The sequence below is a fragment of the Phocaeicola sp. ICN-14070 genome (assembly GCF_037892625.1).
In the GTDB taxonomy this organism is placed as follows: Bacteria; Bacteroidota; Bacteroidia; order Bacteroidales; family Bacteroidaceae; genus Phocaeicola; species Phocaeicola plebeius.
The window spans coordinates 32,896-51,372 of record NZ_JBBKBF010000022.1 but is presented as its reverse complement, the minus strand read 5'-3'; the positions used below and the strand labels follow the sequence as shown (position 1 = coordinate 51,372).

At 45.4% G+C, this 18,477-nt stretch carries 16 protein-coding genes; 3 read left to right on the top strand and 13 right to left on the bottom strand.

The annotated features are described in order from the left end of the window. The 7 genes from WKT20_RS08185 to WKT20_RS08155 all read right to left on the bottom strand — a co-directional run. Positions 1–933: sensor histidine kinase (locus WKT20_RS08185; RefSeq protein WP_340417190.1), on the bottom strand; the 933-nt coding region annotated here is incomplete at its 3' end. Between the two features lie 12 nt (positions 934–945). Then, positions 946–2,304: a sigma-54-dependent transcriptional regulator gene (locus WKT20_RS08180; RefSeq protein ID WP_340417189.1), complete on the bottom strand. Its 1,359-nt coding sequence runs from the start codon at positions 2,302–2,304 to the stop codon at positions 946–948. 40 nt (positions 2,305–2,344) lie between these two features. After that, entirely contained in the window at positions 2,345–3,832 is a 1,488-nt protein-coding gene (locus WKT20_RS08175) for a TolC family protein (RefSeq protein WP_117702462.1), read from the bottom strand. Positions 3,833–3,901: 69 nt separating this feature from the next. Then, complete coding sequence (locus tag WKT20_RS08170; protein WP_117702499.1) at positions 3,902–4,567, bottom strand: ABC transporter ATP-binding protein; 666 nt, start codon at positions 4,565–4,567, stop codon at positions 3,902–3,904. A 64-nt stretch (positions 4,568–4,631) separates the two neighbouring features. Then, positions 4,632–5,927: an ABC transporter permease gene (locus WKT20_RS08165; protein ID WP_117702461.1), complete on the bottom strand. Its 1,296-nt coding sequence runs from the start codon at positions 5,925–5,927 to the stop codon at positions 4,632–4,634. 21 nt (positions 5,928–5,948) lie between these two features. After that, positions 5,949–7,262 carry an ABC transporter permease gene (locus WKT20_RS08160; protein WP_278454293.1) on the bottom strand — a complete coding sequence of 438 codons (1,314 nt, stop codon included), beginning with the start codon at positions 7,260–7,262 and terminating at the stop codon, positions 5,949–5,951. Positions 7,263–7,352: 90 nt separating this feature from the next. Beyond that, complete coding sequence (locus WKT20_RS08155) at positions 7,353–8,603, bottom strand: efflux RND transporter periplasmic adaptor subunit (protein ID WP_117702459.1); 1,251 nt, start codon at positions 8,601–8,603, stop codon at positions 7,353–7,355. A gap of 214 nt (positions 8,604–8,817) precedes the next feature. On the opposite strand from WKT20_RS08155, the gene WKT20_RS08150 reads away from it, so the two are divergent. Next, positions 8,818–10,107 (top strand): putative DNA modification/repair radical SAM protein, encoded by a 1,290-nt coding sequence (locus tag WKT20_RS08150; RefSeq protein ID WP_270653351.1) that lies wholly within the window; start codon positions 8,818–8,820, stop codon positions 10,105–10,107. Between the two features lie 35 nt (positions 10,108–10,142). On the opposite strand, the gene WKT20_RS08145 is transcribed toward WKT20_RS08150, so the two are convergent. Then, a complete protein-coding gene (locus WKT20_RS08145) occupies positions 10,143–11,210 on the bottom strand; it encodes a choloylglycine hydrolase family protein (protein ID WP_340417191.1) in 1,068 nt (355 codons plus the stop codon). Positions 11,211–11,343: 133 nt separating this feature from the next. On the opposite strand from WKT20_RS08145, the gene WKT20_RS08140 reads away from it, so the two are divergent. After that, a complete protein-coding gene (locus WKT20_RS08140; protein ID WP_195204057.1) occupies positions 11,344–12,111 on the top strand; it encodes a TIGR03915 family putative DNA repair protein in 768 nt (255 codons plus the stop codon). Here WKT20_RS08140 and truA read toward each other — a convergent pair. Next, complete coding sequence (gene truA, locus WKT20_RS08135; protein ID WP_117702456.1) at positions 12,108–12,866, bottom strand: tRNA pseudouridine(38-40) synthase TruA; 759 nt, start codon at positions 12,864–12,866, stop codon at positions 12,108–12,110. The genes WKT20_RS08140 and truA overlap by 4 nt on opposite strands. An 11-nt stretch (positions 12,867–12,877) precedes the next feature. Further along, positions 12,878–13,546 carry a DUF5715 family protein gene (locus WKT20_RS08130; RefSeq protein WP_340417188.1) on the bottom strand — a complete coding sequence of 223 codons (669 nt, stop codon included), beginning with the start codon at positions 13,544–13,546 and terminating at the stop codon, positions 12,878–12,880. Positions 13,547–13,739: 193 nt separating this feature from the next. Here WKT20_RS08130 and WKT20_RS08125 point away from each other — a divergent pair, with 193 nt between their 5' ends. Continuing rightward, positions 13,740–14,816, top strand: a complete 1,077-nt coding sequence (locus WKT20_RS08125) for a YeiH family protein (protein WP_117702455.1) — start codon at positions 13,740–13,742, stop codon at positions 14,814–14,816. Positions 14,817–14,877: 61 nt separating this feature from the next. Here WKT20_RS08125 and WKT20_RS08120 read toward each other — a convergent pair whose 3' ends face one another. The 3 genes from WKT20_RS08120 to ccsA all read right to left on the bottom strand — a co-directional run bounded on the left by WKT20_RS08120 (position 14,878) and on the right by ccsA (position 18,475). Then, entirely contained in the window at positions 14,878–15,726 is an 849-nt protein-coding gene (locus tag WKT20_RS08120) for a helix-turn-helix domain-containing protein (RefSeq protein ID WP_117702454.1), read from the bottom strand. Then, entirely contained in the window at positions 15,723–16,292 is a 570-nt protein-coding gene (locus tag WKT20_RS08115) for an HdeD family acid-resistance protein (RefSeq protein WP_340417187.1), read from the bottom strand. Before WKT20_RS08115 ends, WKT20_RS08120 begins: the two co-directional genes overlap by 4 nt. Positions 16,293–16,381: 89 nt before the next feature. Then, entirely contained in the window at positions 16,382–18,475 is a 2,094-nt protein-coding gene (ccsA, locus tag WKT20_RS08110; protein ID WP_118242749.1) for a cytochrome c biogenesis protein CcsA, read from the bottom strand. Positions 18,476–18,477: the final 2 nt, after the last annotated feature.

The window sequence follows — 18,477 nt, the reverse complement described above, 5'->3', positions numbered from 1 at the left end:
CATTGTTTCCATAAACATTCCACAAGCTATCACCCGGTCATTCAGCCTCACCAGCTCTATATTGGGGTCTGGAATCTTCACTACATCGGCAAATTTGGTAATAAACTGACTCATCCCCCAGCAACGCTCCACACAAACTTTCATCACTTCCTGCAAATCGTCAGTTTCTTCCTCCAATGTTTCCAATGCTTCTCCAACGGTTTCCAAAGTAGAAGTAATGCCGGCTGTGGTATTATTCACCTCATGGGCTATCATCCGAATCACCTTCTCATAGGCCTTTTTCTCTGCTTTCACCACCTCGGTGGTTAAACTTTCTACCAATATGAACGGATGAGCAAACCCTCTGTCCACAAATGAAAGCCGGGAGCAGCGGTAAATTTTGGCATCACTTAAACGGATGGTATCTGTGGTATCCTTAGGTAAACGTGCCACTTCTTCTGCCAAGGGCGAATCCAGTTCGTCCAGCCGTTTTCCCATTAATTCCTCGACTGAAGCATATCCCAAAAACCGCAACGCCGCCGCATTCAACATAGATATCTGCTCGTCGAAAGTCAAAATAATCACCCCCATGGGTGATACATTAATCAACAAGTCTAAGAAATGATTCTGCTCACGCAAACGCAGACGTTCGTTCTTCAACTGATTCATCATCCGGTTAAACATCTCCACGATGCGGTCTGCTTCAGCCTGACCTACCGAAGCCAAACGGCTGCTGAAATCTTGTTCACGCAACAAGTCCATTCCACTTGCAATGCTATTGAGCGGTTTTACAACTTTACGATAAAAATAGAACAAGACTATCAGGCTAAAAGAAATCACACCTTCGCCCACATATAAAAGCATGCTCTTTGTATTCAGGGTGAAAAATAACAAAATGCTCCACGCCAATATGAGCAACAAGCCCAGCAGGAAAAACAGCGTTCTCAACCTCATAAAGCCTTCTGATCAATCATTAAACGAAATGCCGTATTTTTCTAGGCGACGATACAAAGCCGCCCGGCTGATACCCAGTGAAAGAGCTACCTGAGTCAAATTATTATCATGCGTATCCAACGCCTGAAGAATGGTACGTTTTTCCAGTTCCTCCAATGTAAGTCCTTTTGCATTCGCAACAGCGTCTGTAGCAACTGAAGCCGGATGATACTGTGACTGAAAATCCTCTGCCGTCAGACAATCTTTTCCACACACCAACAAGGTACGCTCTACCAGGTTCTTCAGTTCCCGGATATTCCCAGGATAAGGCAAACGGCTTAAAAACTCCAAGGCATCTTCGGAAAGTTTCACCAACGGCAACCCGTCCTCACGGCATCTGTTTTCCACGAAATGACGGGCCAGCAAAGGGATATCCTCACGCCGTTCACGCAAGGCCGGCAGATGAACCGCAATCAAATTGATGCGATACAGCAAATCCTCACGAAACGTGTGTTCATGCACCATCTGCTCCAGATTAGTATTAGTCGCACAGACCACCCGTACATCTACCTTTCGCGGACGACTCTCCCCCAACGGTTCAAACGTCTGCTCCTGTAGCACCCGCAGCAACTTTACCTGACACGACAAATCCAGTTCACCAATTTCATCCAAGAAAATCGTCCCTTTATCGGCCAGTTCAAAACGTCCTTTCCGGTCGGTCACCGCATCGGTAAAGGCCCCTTTCTTGTGCCCGAACATCTCACTTTCAAACAAAGTTTGAGAGATGCCTCCCAAGTTTACTTTCACAAAAGGTTTGTTTCTGCGCAAACTATTCAAATGAATCGCCTCAGCAATCAGCTCTTTTCCTGTACCGCTCTCACCTGTTACGAGCACCGAAGCACTTGTTCGGGAAACCTTCTTCACCGTTGCCAGCACAGCTTCCAGCACCTTGCTCTTGCCAATAATGTGGCTGCGGTCGAAATCCTCGTCTTCCGTGGTCGAAGTATCGGCCACTTCCTCCCTGGACGTCAGTTCCAAAGCCGTTTCAATACGTTGCATCAACGCCGCATTGTTCCAGGGTTTGGTAATAAAATCAAAAGCACCAGCCCGCATTCCTTGTACAGCCAGCGGAATGCTTCCCCAAGCTGTCATCAGAATAACCGGCACATCCGGACAAAACAACTTAACCTGTTTCAATAAAACCAACCCTTCTGCCCCATCGGTCGAAAGGCTGAAATTCATATCCATCAGTATTAATTGCGGTGTCACAGAATGTATCGCTTCCATTGCCTCTTTAGGCCCAGACACAGCCTGTACCTCATACTTCGCTCTCTTAAGCATAAAACTCAGCGAAGAGCGAATGGCACTATCATCATCTATTATCAGTATCATAACACGACAAAAGTAAATATAATTTTACAATAGCAAGAGGTCAATGCTTCACAATCTTCTCAAAATCGGCCTCTATGCCCGTTCCTGCCACAAAATCCCAAAGTGTAAGACTGCGTAGCTGATAATAATAATACCAGTAGTAAAACAATTCATTGATGTGTTTACGGCGGGCCTCATCCTTCTGGCTTTGTGAATCGTTCAAATCCAGTGTAGAAATCTTACCTATCAGAAAAGTCTCCACATTGGTATGATAACGCTTACGGGCAATCTGGTCAGCCTCATCGGCCAAATGAAGCTGAGTCTGCTGGTTGTTAAACTGCTCTACCAATACAAACAGGTTCTGATTGAAATTCATGGTTTCCTGACGTAGCTTACTCTCAGTAACCTCCCGGTTACTCTGTGCCACTTTTACCTGTCCGCGACGTTTACCCCAGTCCAGAATCGGAATTTTAAAACCAATCTCAACCACCTGATTATCTTTCAGACGACGATAAGCCGTATCGAAACGACGGTCTGTTCCTGTAAATCCCACCTGAGCAAACAGCGTGATTTCACGCATGTTTCCCTTGGCCTTGGCTACTTCATAATCGGCTTCCAACTGCCTGCGACGAATATTTTGAGCAAATGAATTATTGGCCAAGGCCTTGGAAAGCACATCTGCATAGTCCAGGCGGATTTCGAGTATTGAATCCGGAATCTGAGGTATCAGCTCCTCATACTCTCCCAATGCTAAGAAAGAACGCAAGGTAAACATGTGACTCTTCAAGGCACTTTCATTGGAGGTCAGCGCAGAACGTGCATCCAGCACATTCAATTGTAACTGCAACAAATCATTTTCACTAATCTGCCCCATTCGCCGTTTAGCCTTGGCCACTTCATACAGTTTTTCCGCATTTTCCAGATTCTGCTTAGCTATAGCTACATTCTCACGGGCCAGTAACAGATTGAAAAAATAATTGATAGTGGTCATTGTGACCTCTTCCGTCGCACTCAAAAAAGCCGCCTTAGCCTCCGCATAACGCACCGGCTCAATCCTACGGTTCCATTTTGTCTGATTCACTCCAAAAACAGGCTGATTCAGGGTCAAAGCCAGTGGAACCGACATAAAACGATTGTCAGAACCGCCATCCATCTGCCGCAGAAAATCGAGGGAAGTATTCAATGAAAGTGTACCTCCCGTAAACCAGATATTCTGGTCGATGGAAAACTGTCCGTTCATCTGCATGTAGTTGTTTCGTACATACGTATAGGAACCGTCATTCTGCTGGTACGAGGTGTAACCTTTTTGATAGGAAGGAAGAGTCGCCGTAAAGTTCACTTCCGGCAATAGCTCTGCACGGAAAGTACGATATTCCCAATAGGCCGTTTTCAGTTCGTTTAAAGCGACAGCCGCATCCACACTTTGTACCCGTGCCAGCATGATAGCTTCTTCCAGTGTCAATGTATGCGTTTCTCCCATCGGCACTGCGGTCACTCCCTTACTACAACAGATAAAAAGAGAAAATAAAATCAGCAGGTTCCGTTTCATAATCTTCGATTCATTTTGTCATACAATGTTCATCCTTCACACCACTCTTCCCCTATCAACCATTTCACCTTATCCTACCTGCCGGCCATCAAAGAACCGCACGATACGTGACGTTTGTTTAGCCTGTTCCTCATTGTGGGTAACCATGATGATGGTACGCCCATCTTCCTGATTAAGCTTGTGCAGAATTTCCATAATTTCCGCTCCCATCCTGGAATCCAGGTTACCGGTCGGTTCATCAGCCAATACAATTTCCGGATTTCCCACAATGGCCCTGGCTATAGCCACACGCTGGCACTGTCCACCCGAAAGTTGTGACGGCATGTGATGCATACGATGGCTCAACCCCACTTTGAGCAACACCTCTTCGGCCAGTCGCCGACGTTCCTTCGCTGAAACGTCACGATAGAGCAAAGGAAGTTCCACATTATCCAGCACATTCAATGAATTGATCAGGTGGAACGACTGAAAAACAAATCCCAAGTTCCGGTTGCGAAAAGCTGCCAGCTCCTTGTCTTTCATTCCCTCTACTTTCACCCCCGCAATCTGAATAATACCGCTGGTAGGGGCATCCAGCAGTCCCATGATGTTCAACAAAGTAGATTTTCCACATCCGGAAGGCCCCATAATACTGAGGAATTCTCCTTTTTCTACCATGAGATTCACATTTTCTAATGCCTGAGTCTCTATTTCATTGGTCCGGTAAATCTTGTTGATTCCGGTTAATTCTATCATATTCATACTCATCTTATTTAAAAGTTTACTATTATATTCGCATTCAAACGAATCTTTCCATATTTTATTCATCTCTCAATGCTTCCGTAGGCGAAATGGAGCTTATCCGACGGGCAGGAATATAAATACCTATCCATACCACCAGCAGCAGAATCACGTACACCATCAGCGATACAAAGAAGAAATGAAGTCCAAAATTGTCTACCCAACTGGGTGTAACAGCTTCCATCAAAGAACTTCCCGTATTCAGTCCCTCACTAAATGCATATTGCAGATAAATGAAACAGCCTATGAAGGTAGCCAGTGTGGTCAGTGCCGTGCCCTCTCCTAAAAGCAACAGACGAATGCGATGCGGTGTCGCTCCATAAGAAAGCATCACGCCCACTTCTTCACGACGGGTACGAGTCTGCATCCAGAAAGTACCAATCACTCCCAGACAAAGATTGACCAGGAAGAACAAGGCTATGCTTAGACTACGACGATAAAGCACAGTAGAATCACTGAATTCACGTGCCGCATTGATTTCGTCGTATGACTGCAATTCGCGGGCATAAAGATTCCCGATACGTAGCTGACGAAGCATCCAAGAACGAAAATCATGCAAGAAACGCTCCATACGCACTCCTTCTTTCAAACGAACAACAATCCTCATATTGTCCAGGCTGGAACGTATATCCGGATTCTGCAGGGGCATAAATACAATCGGCACAGGACGTTTGTTACTCAAATACTTACATGATTTCACGGTTCCTTTCACCGCCGTATAACAAGTATCTGTTCCATTCACTTTCCAGCAACGCTGATTGCGATATATGTGCGTGCGGAACATACCTTCCAGCAAATCTTCCGTCATGATATAATAGTCCCCATTGTCCAAATCGGACAACTGAGCCGCACTCATACTCCCCTTGCCAGACTGGAAGCCATAGGTTTCAAAGAAATGGGTATGAGGCAAAAATTCGATAAATAAAGCCGTATGAGCCACAGAATCACCTTCCGCTATAAAGCTGGAAGTTCCATTTCCCATCGCACCAGGATACACAAAAGAAAGAACGGGAGTTGCCTGTTCCACATCGGGATGCTGCCGGGCACGGTCCACCAGATTCAAATAAGTCTGCATCAACGAAGCCGAATCAGCTGCTTGTGGCTCATACCCGGGAGCCTCCTGAGGAAGCATACCCACAGATACCATACAAAGACGATCTGCATCATAGCCTAACGGAAGATGTCGCTCATAGGTCACCACCATCACTGGATCGAAAATGTACCAAGAAAGAATTGCCACTAATATCAGTTCAGCCAGCAGCCATCCGTTACGACGACGACGGCTCCAAAGATTTTTCAAAATCAATTTCCACATATCCACCAACTATTTTTCAGATTATCTTTTTTCATACAATGAATACACAATCGGCTTGCGCAATGATGTCCATGCCGGCCACAAAGCAGACAACAGGTTAAGTATCAGACAAAGCACAAACACCACAATAAACACTACCGGTGCAAACAGCATTTCACCTGATACATACAGATTAGCTCCTTCGGCAATATCCATAGGCCACGAATCGAACAACATAAAAATCCATTCACGACCCACATAAAGCATACTCCATGCCACCAACAACCCCAGTAAGCCTCCTACCAACGTAAGAAAAAAGTTTTCCCACATCACCTGCGATAACAATGTACTCTTACTAGCACCAAAAGCCTTACGTACTCCCATCTCCGACAGACGACTCTCCATACGGCTGGCTATCAGCCCACTCAGGTTTAAAGATGGTACAATCAAAAGTACCAGTAGCATCAGAATCAGATGACCTGCCACCTTCCAGGAACTAAAACTTGTATCGGCCGGATAATCTTTAAACACACTGAGTGTATGCGAAGTGGGCTGTTCCCATAACTCCATCTGCCACTGCCCTTTATACTGTGCATTTACTCTTCTGACCAAATCCCTGATTTCAGTGCGTAAGGCTTCTGCCTGTGCATTATCTTTTACTAAAAAAGTAACATTAAACCGACCACAATAGGGAAAACTGGAGGTACTGGGTTCCTTATAATTCAAGCCGACTGAATAAGGCACATATATCTGTGCATACGATTGGCCGGTCAAGAAGCTGGCTCCACGTACCACTCCACATACGCGATAGTTCACATAATCCATTGAAAACGAACGTCCCACAACGCCTTCGGTAGTACCGAACAGACGACGGGCGATGTCATCGGATATCACGGCCGTATGAATACCACTTGCCAAATCGGCCTCCGTAAACGGATGTCCCTCCAGAAACTGCAACTCATAGATACGGAAAAAAGCCGGGTCTACCAATTTCTGTACCGGACGAAAATCGCCACTCCGATCGGCAGGCTGTACATAATAGTCCGTCGCATTGCCGAAACGTGCAGAAACCTCCACCACATTCTTAAGCGGATAAATCCATTCCTGCAAAGCCCGATACGACAAAGCGGACTGATAAGTCATTGCTTTCTGCTCGGACTTGAAACTGACATAAGTCAGATACAACGTGTTGTCCCGATTCCTTTCAGGATATATGGGAGCCAGTTTCACATAATAAACTACTGCTACTACAACCGTCATCGCAATGGCCAGCCCTGTACCAGCAATGTAGAGCATACTGAACAGACGGTTCTGCTTCAGTAACGTAAAAGCTTGTGTCAAATAGGTTCTTCGCATTCTCATAAAATTTTCACTCTCATTAAATTTTGTACCATATCAACGTATTTTTCATCTTTATCTTATCTCAAACTTGCCAATCCATAAAACTTAGTGTTTCAAGTTTATCTTATGCTTATTCTTATACTCTTTCATATCACTGACTACCACATGGTCGCCCGGTTGAAGTCCGGAAACTACCTCCACATATTCAAAATTAGAATCTCCCAGTTCCACCTTCCGCTTGACCAGTTCCTCTTTTCCATCCCGTACAAAAAGTTCATACTCTCCTTTTCCCACATAATAACTGGCATTCTCTATTCGCAATACGCCCTCTTTCACGGCATTCATCACATACACATCCACTTTCAGTCCCGAACGCAACCGGCGGTGATGGTCATTAGACAGCTGCACAATAAAAGAAATCACTCCATTTTTAGATAAAGGCGTCACACTGCTTATCTGACCTTCCAGTTTTTCATTGCCTATCTTTACGATGGCCCGTCCTCCTGCCATGACCTGATCTGCATAAATATCGGCAATATCTGCTTCCACCTTAAAGTGACTCAGGTCTGAAACCACAGCCAATCGGGTACCTTCCGTCACCTGCGCTCCCACCTGATTATTAATATAGGTAAGAATGGCTTTCCTTGGTGAACGTATCTGCGCATCTTCCAAGGTTCGCTTCATCTCCGCCATCTCCTTACGGAAAATCTCATATTCCAACTGCTTAACCTTCAAGTCGGCTGCTTTCACCTGCCGCTCATTATCCAACTGCTGACGAAGCTGTTCCAATTCCAGCTTGCCCGTCTGATAATTCAATTCCGCTTGCCGCACCCGGTCGGTCGTACCAGAACCCAAGCTATCAAGATATTGCTCGTTCCGAAATTCCACCTTCATCCGGTTCAGCTTCATAGCCGATACCTTTACCTGCATTTCCAAATCACTGAGATACGTTTGGTTATTAATCTCCAACTGCTCCAGCTGATAACGTTTCATCTGGTCCTCATCCTGCAATTTCTTATATTCAGTCTCGGTACTCTGTAAATCCAGTTTCAGCAACGGAGTACCTACATCCACACTGTCTCCCCCTTTTCCATACACCTCCACAATACGCGAATTAATCGGAGTATTGATTATTTCTTCAAAGGCTGGTACTACTTTTCCCGATGCACTTACACTCACCTCAATGGTTCCTCTGGTCACTTCTGAGAACACCAGTTCACTCTCTTTCACACTGCTGCGCGTCCATGAAAAAAGCAAAACCAACAATATCACGCATCCGGCTCCAATACTACCATATTGTATAAGCTTCTTATTGCGTGCCTTTATTCGTACTTCTTTTGATATTTCCCGATCCATATTTTTACGTTATATCCGCATTTTCTGAATGCAACATCCATGCCAAAACAATAAACGACTGGTTTACAACATAAAAACAATTTTAAGAAGTGTCCGATATCGGACACTCTGTTCGGTTTTACACACATTATGTACGTTTTTTACGAGAAATCTCACAGAAGCATTGCACATATCCGCAACTCTCTCTACCTTTAAATCTGAAAATAAAAGGGAAATGAACGAACAGGTAATACAAAAACTAAAAATCCTGACTGAATCCGCCAAATACGACGTGTCGTGTGCTTCCAGCGGTACTTCCCGCAAAAACACACGGGGAGGAGTCGGCAATACAGTAGGAGGATGGGGCATCTGTCATAGCTTTTCAGAAGACGGACGCTGCATTTCCCTGCTCAAAATTATGCTGACCAACTACTGCATCTACGATTGTGCCTACTGCATCAACCGGGTGAGCAACGACATTCCACGAGCCACCCTTTCCGTTACAGAACTGGTGGAGCTAACCATGGAGTTCTACCGGAGGAATTATATAGAAGGACTGTTTCTTAGTTCGGGAGTGGTACGCAATCCCGACTACACCATGGAACGCCTGGTACGGGTGGCCAAAGACCTGCGGCTGGTACATCGTTTCAATGGTTACATCCACCTGAAAAGTATCCCCGGTGCCAGTGAAGAACTGGTACGGGAAGCCGGACTATATGCCGACCGTCTCAGTGTCAACCTAGAAATCCCGACAGAAAAGAATTTAAAACTGCTGGCACCGGAAAAAGACCACCAAAGTGTGTATCTCCCGATGAAATACATCCAGCAAGGCATACAGACTTATCAGGAAGAGCGCAAGCACTATCGTCACACTCCCCGCTTTGCTCCTGGCGGACAAAGTACCCAGATGATTGTAGGAGCCACCCCCGAAACTGACAAGGACATCTTGCAGGTATCTTCTTCGCTGTATGAAGAACCTACCATGAAACGAGTGTATTATTCAGGCTATATTTCGGTGAATACGTATGACAAGCGACTTCCTACTTTGAAACAACCACCTTTGGTACGCGAAAACCGTCTATATCAGGCCGACTGGCTGCTACGCTTCTATCAGTTCAAGGTAGACGAGATAGTGGACGACCAGAGTCCTAATCTGGACCTGGAGATTGACCCGAAACTGGCCTGGGCTCTTCGCCATCCGGAGTTTTTCCCCGTCAATATACAGACCGCCGATTATGAAGCCATCCTGCGTGTGCCGGGCATCGGAGTAAAATCCGCCCGCCTGATTGTGGCTTCCCGCCGTTTTTCACGCATCGGTTTCTATGAACTGAAGAAGATGGGAGCCGTCATGAAGAAGGCCAAATACTTCATCACCTGTAATGAGTTGCCCGACAAGACCATTCATGAGTTAGGTGCCTACGGAATACGGAAACTTCTGCTCCCTACTCCTCGCAAGAAGATAGACGAGCGTCAGCTGAGTTTCGACTTTGGAGATACAGAAGAAGCTGCCCCCACAAACGAGTGAAGGCAGCTTCCTTACTTTTATACATTCTACATTTTTCAGCGAATAGAAACTTCCATTACAGGCTGTTCCTTTATGGTATCCAATGGTACCGCTCTGTACTTGACACGCTGAAAATCAATCTTGTTCAAATCAATACTACGTATAGCAGAATTATACATGGTACGATAATAAATCATCCGATGCTGCATATCCGTGGCCGAAGTCCACTGTGTAGCACTTGGGATATTGACAGGCACTTTCCCTTCCGCGAACTCAATTCCCAATGGAATATCAAAGTTGTTCAAAATATGAAATCCTTGAAGTACGGTCTGACGGGCATTGTCCTGCACAGGAGCTGTAGCCTGATAAAAGGCAGCCCGTACAAAACGAGAAGGAGGAGTCACATCACCGGGAATACCCAAGAATCCGCTTCCAGCTCCGAAAGAACGAAGAGCCACATTCCCTAACGACTGAGGTTGGGCACTGCCCGGATACAGATTGACGTAATTATTCAGGTTGGTCAGTTGCCATTCAAATCCTGGAGAGTTAGTCAGTACTCCCAAGTTGTTTTCAAAGAAATGCAATTCACCGTCTACGATTTCCAATACCACCTGACGTCCTGACACATCAGCAAAACGCCAGTGCACAGTCGATGCACGCGGGTCAATGGCCACTACATGTACCTGCTTCAGGCTTTCCATCACTTCATCCGCCGTCTTGCAGTTGCCTAATACCCAGGAAACCAACTGCAAATCGGCAATGGAAGACGATTTATATTCTGCTTTATACGCTTCATACTGTCCGTAATTCGGGAAATAGAACAGACCGGCAGAGAGACCTTCTTCGTTCAAACCTTCTGCCACGAACTCCTTTTGTTCTACCGCAAGGCCCACATATCCATATTTTGCCGTAAATTTCATGCCATCCTGTCCGCCGGGCACATACGACTGAACCGTATAACCACGTGGCACTACCACATAGCAACTGTTCAAGTCACTTCCACCCCATTCAATGGTACGGGCAAGAATGCGTGTGCTGTCTTTTGCTGTCAAGGTGATACCTGTGCAAGCCTGAGCAGGCTGTGACTGGAAGACGGCCACTGTGGCCATCAGTCCCAAGAGCATAGATTTATAATTCATCATTCAATCTGTTTTTATTATATAACAAAAAACTGTTCCTTTTGTTTCAGTTTATCGTTTTTACTACTTTTGCTCCCTGAAATCCTCTATACACAAAGATACGAAATTCTCATAAACCATGATAGTTTTTCAATACGATTCCACTTTTGAAGGTCTGCTTACCGCCTTATTCGATGCATATTATCGCCGGACTTTTCCCGACTTGCTACTTGCAGAGAAGGACCCGCTTCCGCTTTTTCATGAGGAGGTACATCAGGTGGTAACAGATGCGGAAAAGACAGAACGGGTTTGGAAACTGTTATCACGTAAACTTTCCCGAAGAGCACTTGCCTCCCTTACCTATTGCTGGCTCTCGGAGACACCGGAAGCTGCCATGCTCCTTTTTCGCTACATGCGGAAAGTAACCGATGCACCAGCCTCTATCGAACAAAATTTCGCAGACCCGGATGTGTTAGGAGTGTATCAGCTCAGCAAAAAAGTAGCGGACGAGCGAATGAGGGTACTTCAGTTCATGCGCTTTCAAAAAACAGCCGACCAGGTATATTTCGGTATCATGGAACCTCTTTACAACGTCTATCCATTGACCATCCATCATTTTCGCGACCGGTTTGCCGATCAGCCGTGGATAATCTACGATGCACGCCGTCACTACGGCTACTATTACGACCTGAAAGAAGTCAGCGAAATTACATTTGAAGACTCTCGTGCTGCCTTCCTGCGACATGGCAAGTTGGAAGATGAGCTGCTGGATAAAAATGAAAAGCTTTTCCAGGAGGGCTGGAAAAGCTATTTTCACAGTGTATGTATTCAATCCCGACTGAATCCCGTAAAACACAAAAAGGATATGCCGGTCCGTTTCTGGAAATATCTTACCGAAAAAGACTAGCCCAGCGGAAATAATTCATCCGGATAGCCTATATCGACCAGGAAGAGTGCATGTCCCGGTACGGATGTACCTGCACTGCAGCGGTTCTTTTCTTCTATCACCTTCCGAAAACCTTCCACCGAAAGTTTGCCGCGGCCTACTTCTACCAGCGTACCGACAATGGCCCGAACCATATTGCGCAGGAAGCGGTCTGCCTGAATGGTAAATACCCATTCCGTTTCGCTTACCTGATCCCAGTGGGCATGCATAATCTTGCAGTTATTGGTCTTCACATCCGTATGCAATTTACTGAAGCTCGTAAAATCCGTGTAATCGAACAAGGTCTGTGCTGCCTCATTCATCTTTGCAAAATCCAGAGGCTGGAACAAACGCCAGCAATATGCCCGGTTAAACGGATTCTTCTGTGTAGTGACGTAGTATTTGTACGTACGATAAGTCGCATCAAAACGGGCATGCGCATCCTGATTCACTCTCCGCACACGGTACACCGATATATCCGGCGGCAGCAAACGGTTCAGTTTATCCGTCACCGTATCTTCATCCAGCATCCATTCCACATCAAAATGTGCCACCATCAGGCGGGCATGTACTCCGGCATCCGTACGTCCGGCCCCCACCACTTCAATGGCCTCATCCCGCAAGAAAGTATGCAGCGCTTTCATCAGCGTTTCCTGCACACTGCTTCCGTTCGGCTGTATCTGCCAGCCATGATAGTTAGTACCGTCGTAGGCCAAATAAATAAAATACCTGAACATAACTTCTTGAATTATCGGGCAGTAATATGGAAACAACCTTGTTTCAACTCATATTTCACATAACAGCGGTCTGCCTTACGAAGGTCACGCAATACTTCCGACAGCACCAGCTTCAATGTATCCGAACTTACATCCTGCATAGGACGGCCATCAGGGTCTTCTACCTTCTCAAAACGCTTCCAGCTCACATCAAACGTAGTTCCATAAAAATGGCAGGAGTTCAGCGAAGCATTTCCGTTGGTTCTCCGCAGACGCTTTACGTCATCCTTCGTACGAGTCACGGACGTTACAATGATTTTATTGGGGTTCAGTCCTTTGTTTTCCAGTGAATCCAAGAAATTAACTCCAATGGTATCCAGCAGCGCACTGGCCTGAGGTATCAGGTAGGGAATTGAATGTGTCAAAGAGTCCAGACCATAGCGTTCACAAGCGGCAATTTCAATCAACCGGTCCTTCATTTCTTCCGCCTCTTCACGGGTACTGATAGGACGAATACCTATTTTCTTGGCTGTAACCAGCTGTACATCATTCAAATCTCCGAACGAACGTTTATAGCTGATGACTCCCCTGATATTGCGCGGATTGTTCATTTTCATTGACATGTCCTTTTCCTTACATCCAACCAGACAGATGCCAGCAAATAAAGCTACTGCCAGACATGACTTGATCAATAATTTCATTTCTTTTCCATTTTTAATTCCATGCAAAGATAGCATAAAAAGCAAGAAGCACAAAACCACCGAATAAAGGCCTAGACAATACACATTATTACTTTTGGTTATCACGCATAAAAAAATGTAAATAGGACATTCCATGGAAATCTTCTATCTTTGCGCCCGAAATAAAATCAAAATCACTAAAAAATAAACTGATATGTTCAAGAAAGGAAACAGAGCCAATACCCTCCATGGTATTTTATTGATTGCATTATTTTCTTTTGCAGCCTTCTACATTGCCGAAATACCCTTCGTGAAAAGTCTTTCTTGCAGTCCGCTGATTGTGGGTATCATTTTGGGAATGCTTTATGCCAACAGCCTGCGCAACAAACTGCCTGAAACATGGGTTCCAGGTATCAAGTTCTGCACCAAGCAGGTACTGCGTGCCGGTATCGTACTCTACGGATTCCGTCTGACACTGACACAAGTAGCCGCTGTAGGACTCCCCGCAGTGGTTATCGATGCCATCATCGTAGCCGGTACTATTTTCCTAGGTATCTGGCTGGGTAAACTGATGAAAATGGACAAAGATACTTCTCTTATGACAGCCACAGGTAGCGCCATCTGTGGAGCAGCAGCCGTACTGGGTGCAGAACCGGTGGTAAAATGTGAAGGACATAAAACGGCCATTGCCGTATCTACGGTAGTCATTTTCGGAACCATTTCCATGTTCCTCTATCCGATTATGTACCGTGCCGGTATGCTGGATGCACTGGGAGATACGGGAGTAGCCATCTACACAGGAAGTACCCTGCATGAGGTTGCTCACGTAGCAGGAGCCGGAAATGCCATGGACCCGACCGATTCATTAGGAATTGCCGGAACAGCTACCATCACCAAGATGATCCGCGTCATGATGCTGGCACCGGTACTGGTCATCATGAGCTTTGCATTGGCAGGACGGAAAAAAACAAATCCTGAAGGTAAAGCCGAAAAGAGCAAAATCACTATTCCCTGGTTTGCATTCGGATTCATCGGTATCATCTGTCTGAACTCCTTGTTGCAATACCTCACAGGTGCCGAAACCGTAAAAGATATTCCACTGAACGGTGCCATTGAGTACATCGATACCTTCATGCTGACAATGGCCATGACGGCACTGGGTACAGATACCAGTCTAGAGAAATTCAAACAAGCTGGTGCCAAACCGTTCTTGCTGGCAGGATTGCTTTACATCTGGTTGGTAGGCGGAGGATACTTGCTGACACAATATATCACTCCAATGTTTGGATAAAAGATAATCCTCAAAAAACAATAAGGGCAGGCGTAAACAAATACACCTGCCCTTATTGTTTTTACATGTTCCGATACTGCTTGGGCGACATGCCCGTATAACGTTTGAAGTATTTTCCAAAGAAGGAAATGTCCGAAAAATTCAACGAGTAGGCTATTTCCTGTACTGTCATATCCGTAGAACGGAGCTTAGCTTGTGCATCGCGTATGATGAACGAAGAAAGAATGTCGGTCAAGGTCTTTCCTGTAACTTTTTTCACCGTTGTACTCAGATGCTGAGGCGAAAGATGCAACTTCTCGGCATAGAAAGATACATTGCGTTCCGTTTTATAATATTGCACAATAATACGAACCAACTCCTTTACAATTTCTTGATTTCGATTATATCTCGGCGAATCTTCCTCCTCTCCTCTTTTCTTATATACGCCACCTAAAGAAAGGAGTAATTGCGTATAAATCAAACTGATCTGCATTCCGCTCATTTCTTCTTTTATCTTCTGTCGGCGAATCAAGAGACGGATACTATCCCGGAACAATTCATATACATCTTTCTTCATCTCAATTACCGGCCGTTCAAAGATATAAGGAGTATACTCCACGGTATAAGAAAACAACTTGGCTCCTTCTATCAGCTTTTTGGAAAAACCGACAAAAATAAACCGGCAGTCCTTACTCTGCTCCTGAATCTGAAAAAATACTCCCGGGAATATAATGGCCAAAGACCCTTCTTTCAAGTCATAACATGTCAAATGGATTTTCACCCGGCAGCTTCCCCTCAGACAGAGCAGAAAAACACACCCCGGAAAAGGCGCTGAATTCTGGAACAAGCGGTAAAAACCACCCGTCATGTCTATACCAGCCACCATATCCTGGCCTTCCGGCAATAAATCAAGCCTGTCAAATCGCTTCATTCCTTAATTTCTTCTATAGGTGTCACATCTTGTATGTTCTTGTTCTTTTTACGGAAACGCAACAAACGGAACATATCCATCAATGCATATACAATGGAAGAAATTCCCAACACAATAAAAGGTATCTCAGCCGTAGCAAACGGATTGAACAAGACCGTAATTCCCGCTGCCAAAATCAATACGGGCACTACATACACCCCAAATGAAACCGGCATAAATGAACGAGCTGCAATCAGATTAGCCAGCTGACTGATACCACCCAAAACCAACAGAATGCCTAACACATACATCAGCACCCCGATAAAGAAAGAAGGCATGATAATCAGCCATACACCGAAAAGTGTACTGCCTAACGCAACTATAGGAAACCCCGGACGAGGAGTATCTACCTTACTCTTGTTCAACAAGGCCAGATAAGAAAACAATCCGACCAGTCCGGGAATAAGGAACAACACCCCGATAGTAATTACCAGGTAACTCACTGCTACATCTGGCCATGTGACCAATAATATACCGATAACTAATGCACAGAGCGAACTGACTAATGCATAATTCAAAGATTTCATACTTCGTCCATTTTTAAATTCACTATCCAAAGGTAATGAAAAACTATCAATAAACAAATCATTCGCCCAAAATGATAAAAAGCTATCACTTATCCGGCATAACTGTGCATTCCTCCGAGTACATAGTTTACGCCGAAATAGGTCATCAGTATGGCAGAGAACGAAACGATTAAAAACCAATGAAAAAAGTACGGATTTCTGAAACGAGGGATACTTTGCACATGAAAAGCCATTCCATAAAGCATGAAAGTAATCAGAGCCCAGACTTCTTTCGGATCCCAAGCCCAATAGCTCCCCCAGGACACGTTGGCCCATACCGCACCGATAAAAATTCCAATTCCCAAGCACAACACTGCCGGATAAAGCAAGACCCGACAAAATAAAGTCAGCCGTTGCCGCTGCCATGTATGCCGCCGAATACTCAATGCCAGGATACTACACAGACACATCAAAGCAAATAAGGCATACGACACCATAATCAATGATACATGCAGACTCAGCCAGGGTGACAGCAATACCGGCATCAACGGGGTTATCTGCGGATTCATCTCGCTCAGATAAGCCACCAGGAAGGTAAAACCGGAAAGCAATAAACCGGTTGGAAGCAAAAACGAGAACCGTCGCTGCCAGATACAAGTACACAATAACAGAAATCCCGCTAAAAAAAGCATCGTTTCATGTCCGTTTCCCAAAGGAATCCGTCCTCCAATATACCAACGAAGCAAATAAGAAGTCCAATGAAACAGACAGGCCATCCATACAGCCCACACCCATATCCGTCGCCACCTACTCCTCCAGTTTCTTGCCTTATCGCCTTCTTGCATCACATAGGAATAGACCCACCATCCCAAAGCCAGCAAGCCTAAAGAAAGATTAGCCATAAACAAAATTTTAGTGAACGGTACCGCATGATAGAAAATCTCTGCACGTATTCTTAACGGCGATAACGGAGTGACACTTCCATCCTCCGGCAAAGGACGGATAAAAGTACCTTTCTGAAGCATCAGTACCATACCGACCTTCTCATCCAGTTCCAACACTTCTTTTTCCAACTTTTTTGCCTGACGGTTCTCTAACCAGCCTTTCTCATGCGTATTTCGCACTTCGTCCTGTAGTCTCTGCAACAATCCCTCCAACCGATAGGTCTTTCCATCAAACAAGTCTACCAGTGCGGCATACTCCGATTTCAATCCTAATTCCTGCCTCAACCGTTCACTTTTCACCCGAAACATCGGTTCGTGCTGCCATTCTTCGGGATAAAGTAACCAGCTGGCCACCACCTGTTCCGGCGTCAAGCCATGATAAGAAGGTTTTCCGCTCAACTTGATTACAAAGTCACGGGCCAGAGTATGGAAGGGCGCCACACGGTCGTGGTATATCACCTGACGCATCTTCAGCTTTTCCGCATCCTGCCGGGACAGGACACTGACCGGACGAGCTTGAGCCGTCAACTGGAAAGCACATACTCCCAGCCATAGTAGTCCCGTTTTTCTCCATAGCGGATGACGTAACAAGCGGAAAAAAGTCTCCCTCCGGCTACCTAACAGCCATAAAGAAGAGAAAGCCAGACACAAATACCCGGCATAGGTCACAGCAATTCCCCAAGGGTCATAGTTTACACTCAACCAGCTTCCAGACAAATCCGGGTCGTATGATGACTGATAAAAACGATAACCTTCTACAGAAAGAATATGATTCATTGAAATTACCTCTTCTTTCCATTGTCCATTCACTTTACAACCCACGTAACTCTTGTAATCAGAAGGAGCTTCCGTTCCCGGATAATAAACCACCCTGAAGCTGTCCAAAGAAAGGCTGAAAGGCAACACCCTCGTTTGCTGATCGGAAGTCCGGATAAAACTCTTCACTTCTTGCCCCTGCACCAGATGTACATACCCTTTTTCACCTGTCAGGTAGGTAAGCATGGCCCCTCCCAGTATCACTAAAAGAGAGCCATGCCACCACAAGACCGGGAGGCGCTTCCACAACCGGCATTTGCCACATGCCCGCACAAGCCCAAAAGCCAGCGCACCCCACAAGCCACAAAACCAACAAGCATGATATATATGTGTCTGAACAAAAGTTGTTCCGTATGCATGCTCTAAAAAAGTAGCTATGGCCAATACTCCCATCAGCACCACATAAAGAACTACCCAGACGTTTTTCCACAGACGTTCTTTCATAC

Excerpts from the sequence above, each read along its gene's own strand:
- WKT20_RS08180 (WP_340417189.1), bottom strand. The coding sequence starts at position 2,304 with ATGATACTGATAATAGATGATGATAGTGCCATTCGCTCTTCGCTGAGT.
- WKT20_RS08175 (WP_117702462.1), bottom strand. The coding sequence starts at position 3,832 with ATGAAACGGAACCTGCTGATTTTATTTTCTCTTTTTATCTGTTGTAGT.
- WKT20_RS08170 (WP_117702499.1), bottom strand. The coding sequence starts at position 4,567 with ATGATAGAATTAACCGGAATCAACAAGATTTACCGGACCAATGAAATA.
- WKT20_RS08165 (WP_117702461.1), bottom strand. The coding sequence starts at position 5,927 with ATGTGGAAATTGATTTTGAAAAATCTTTGGAGCCGTCGTCGTCGTAAC.
- WKT20_RS08160 (WP_278454293.1), bottom strand. The coding sequence starts at position 7,262 with ATGCGAAGAACCTATTTGACACAAGCTTTTACGTTACTGAAGCAGAAC.
- WKT20_RS08155 (WP_117702459.1), bottom strand. The coding sequence starts at position 8,603 with ATGGATCGGGAAATATCAAAAGAAGTACGAATAAAGGCACGCAATAAG.
- WKT20_RS08150 (WP_270653351.1), top strand. The coding sequence starts at position 8,818 with ATGAACGAACAGGTAATACAAAAACTAAAAATCCTGACTGAATCCGCC.
- WKT20_RS08145 (WP_340417191.1), bottom strand. The coding sequence starts at position 11,210 with ATGCTCTTGGGACTGATGGCCACAGTGGCCGTCTTCCAGTCACAGCCT.
- WKT20_RS08140 (WP_195204057.1), top strand. The coding sequence starts at position 11,344 with ATGATAGTTTTTCAATACGATTCCACTTTTGAAGGTCTGCTTACCGCC.
- truA (WP_117702456.1), bottom strand. The coding sequence starts at position 12,866 with ATGTTCAGGTATTTTATTTATTTGGCCTACGACGGTACTAACTATCAT.
- WKT20_RS08130 (WP_340417188.1), bottom strand. The coding sequence starts at position 13,546 with ATGAAATTATTGATCAAGTCATGTCTGGCAGTAGCTTTATTTGCTGGC.
- WKT20_RS08125 (WP_117702455.1), top strand. The coding sequence starts at position 13,740 with ATGTTCAAGAAAGGAAACAGAGCCAATACCCTCCATGGTATTTTATTG.
- WKT20_RS08120 (WP_117702454.1), bottom strand. The coding sequence starts at position 15,726 with ATGAAGCGATTTGACAGGCTTGATTTATTGCCGGAAGGCCAGGATATG.
- WKT20_RS08115 (WP_340417187.1), bottom strand. The coding sequence starts at position 16,292 with ATGAAATCTTTGAATTATGCATTAGTCAGTTCGCTCTGTGCATTAGTT.
- ccsA (WP_118242749.1), bottom strand. The coding sequence starts at position 18,475 with ATGAAAGAACGTCTGTGGAAAAACGTCTGGGTAGTTCTTTATGTGGTG.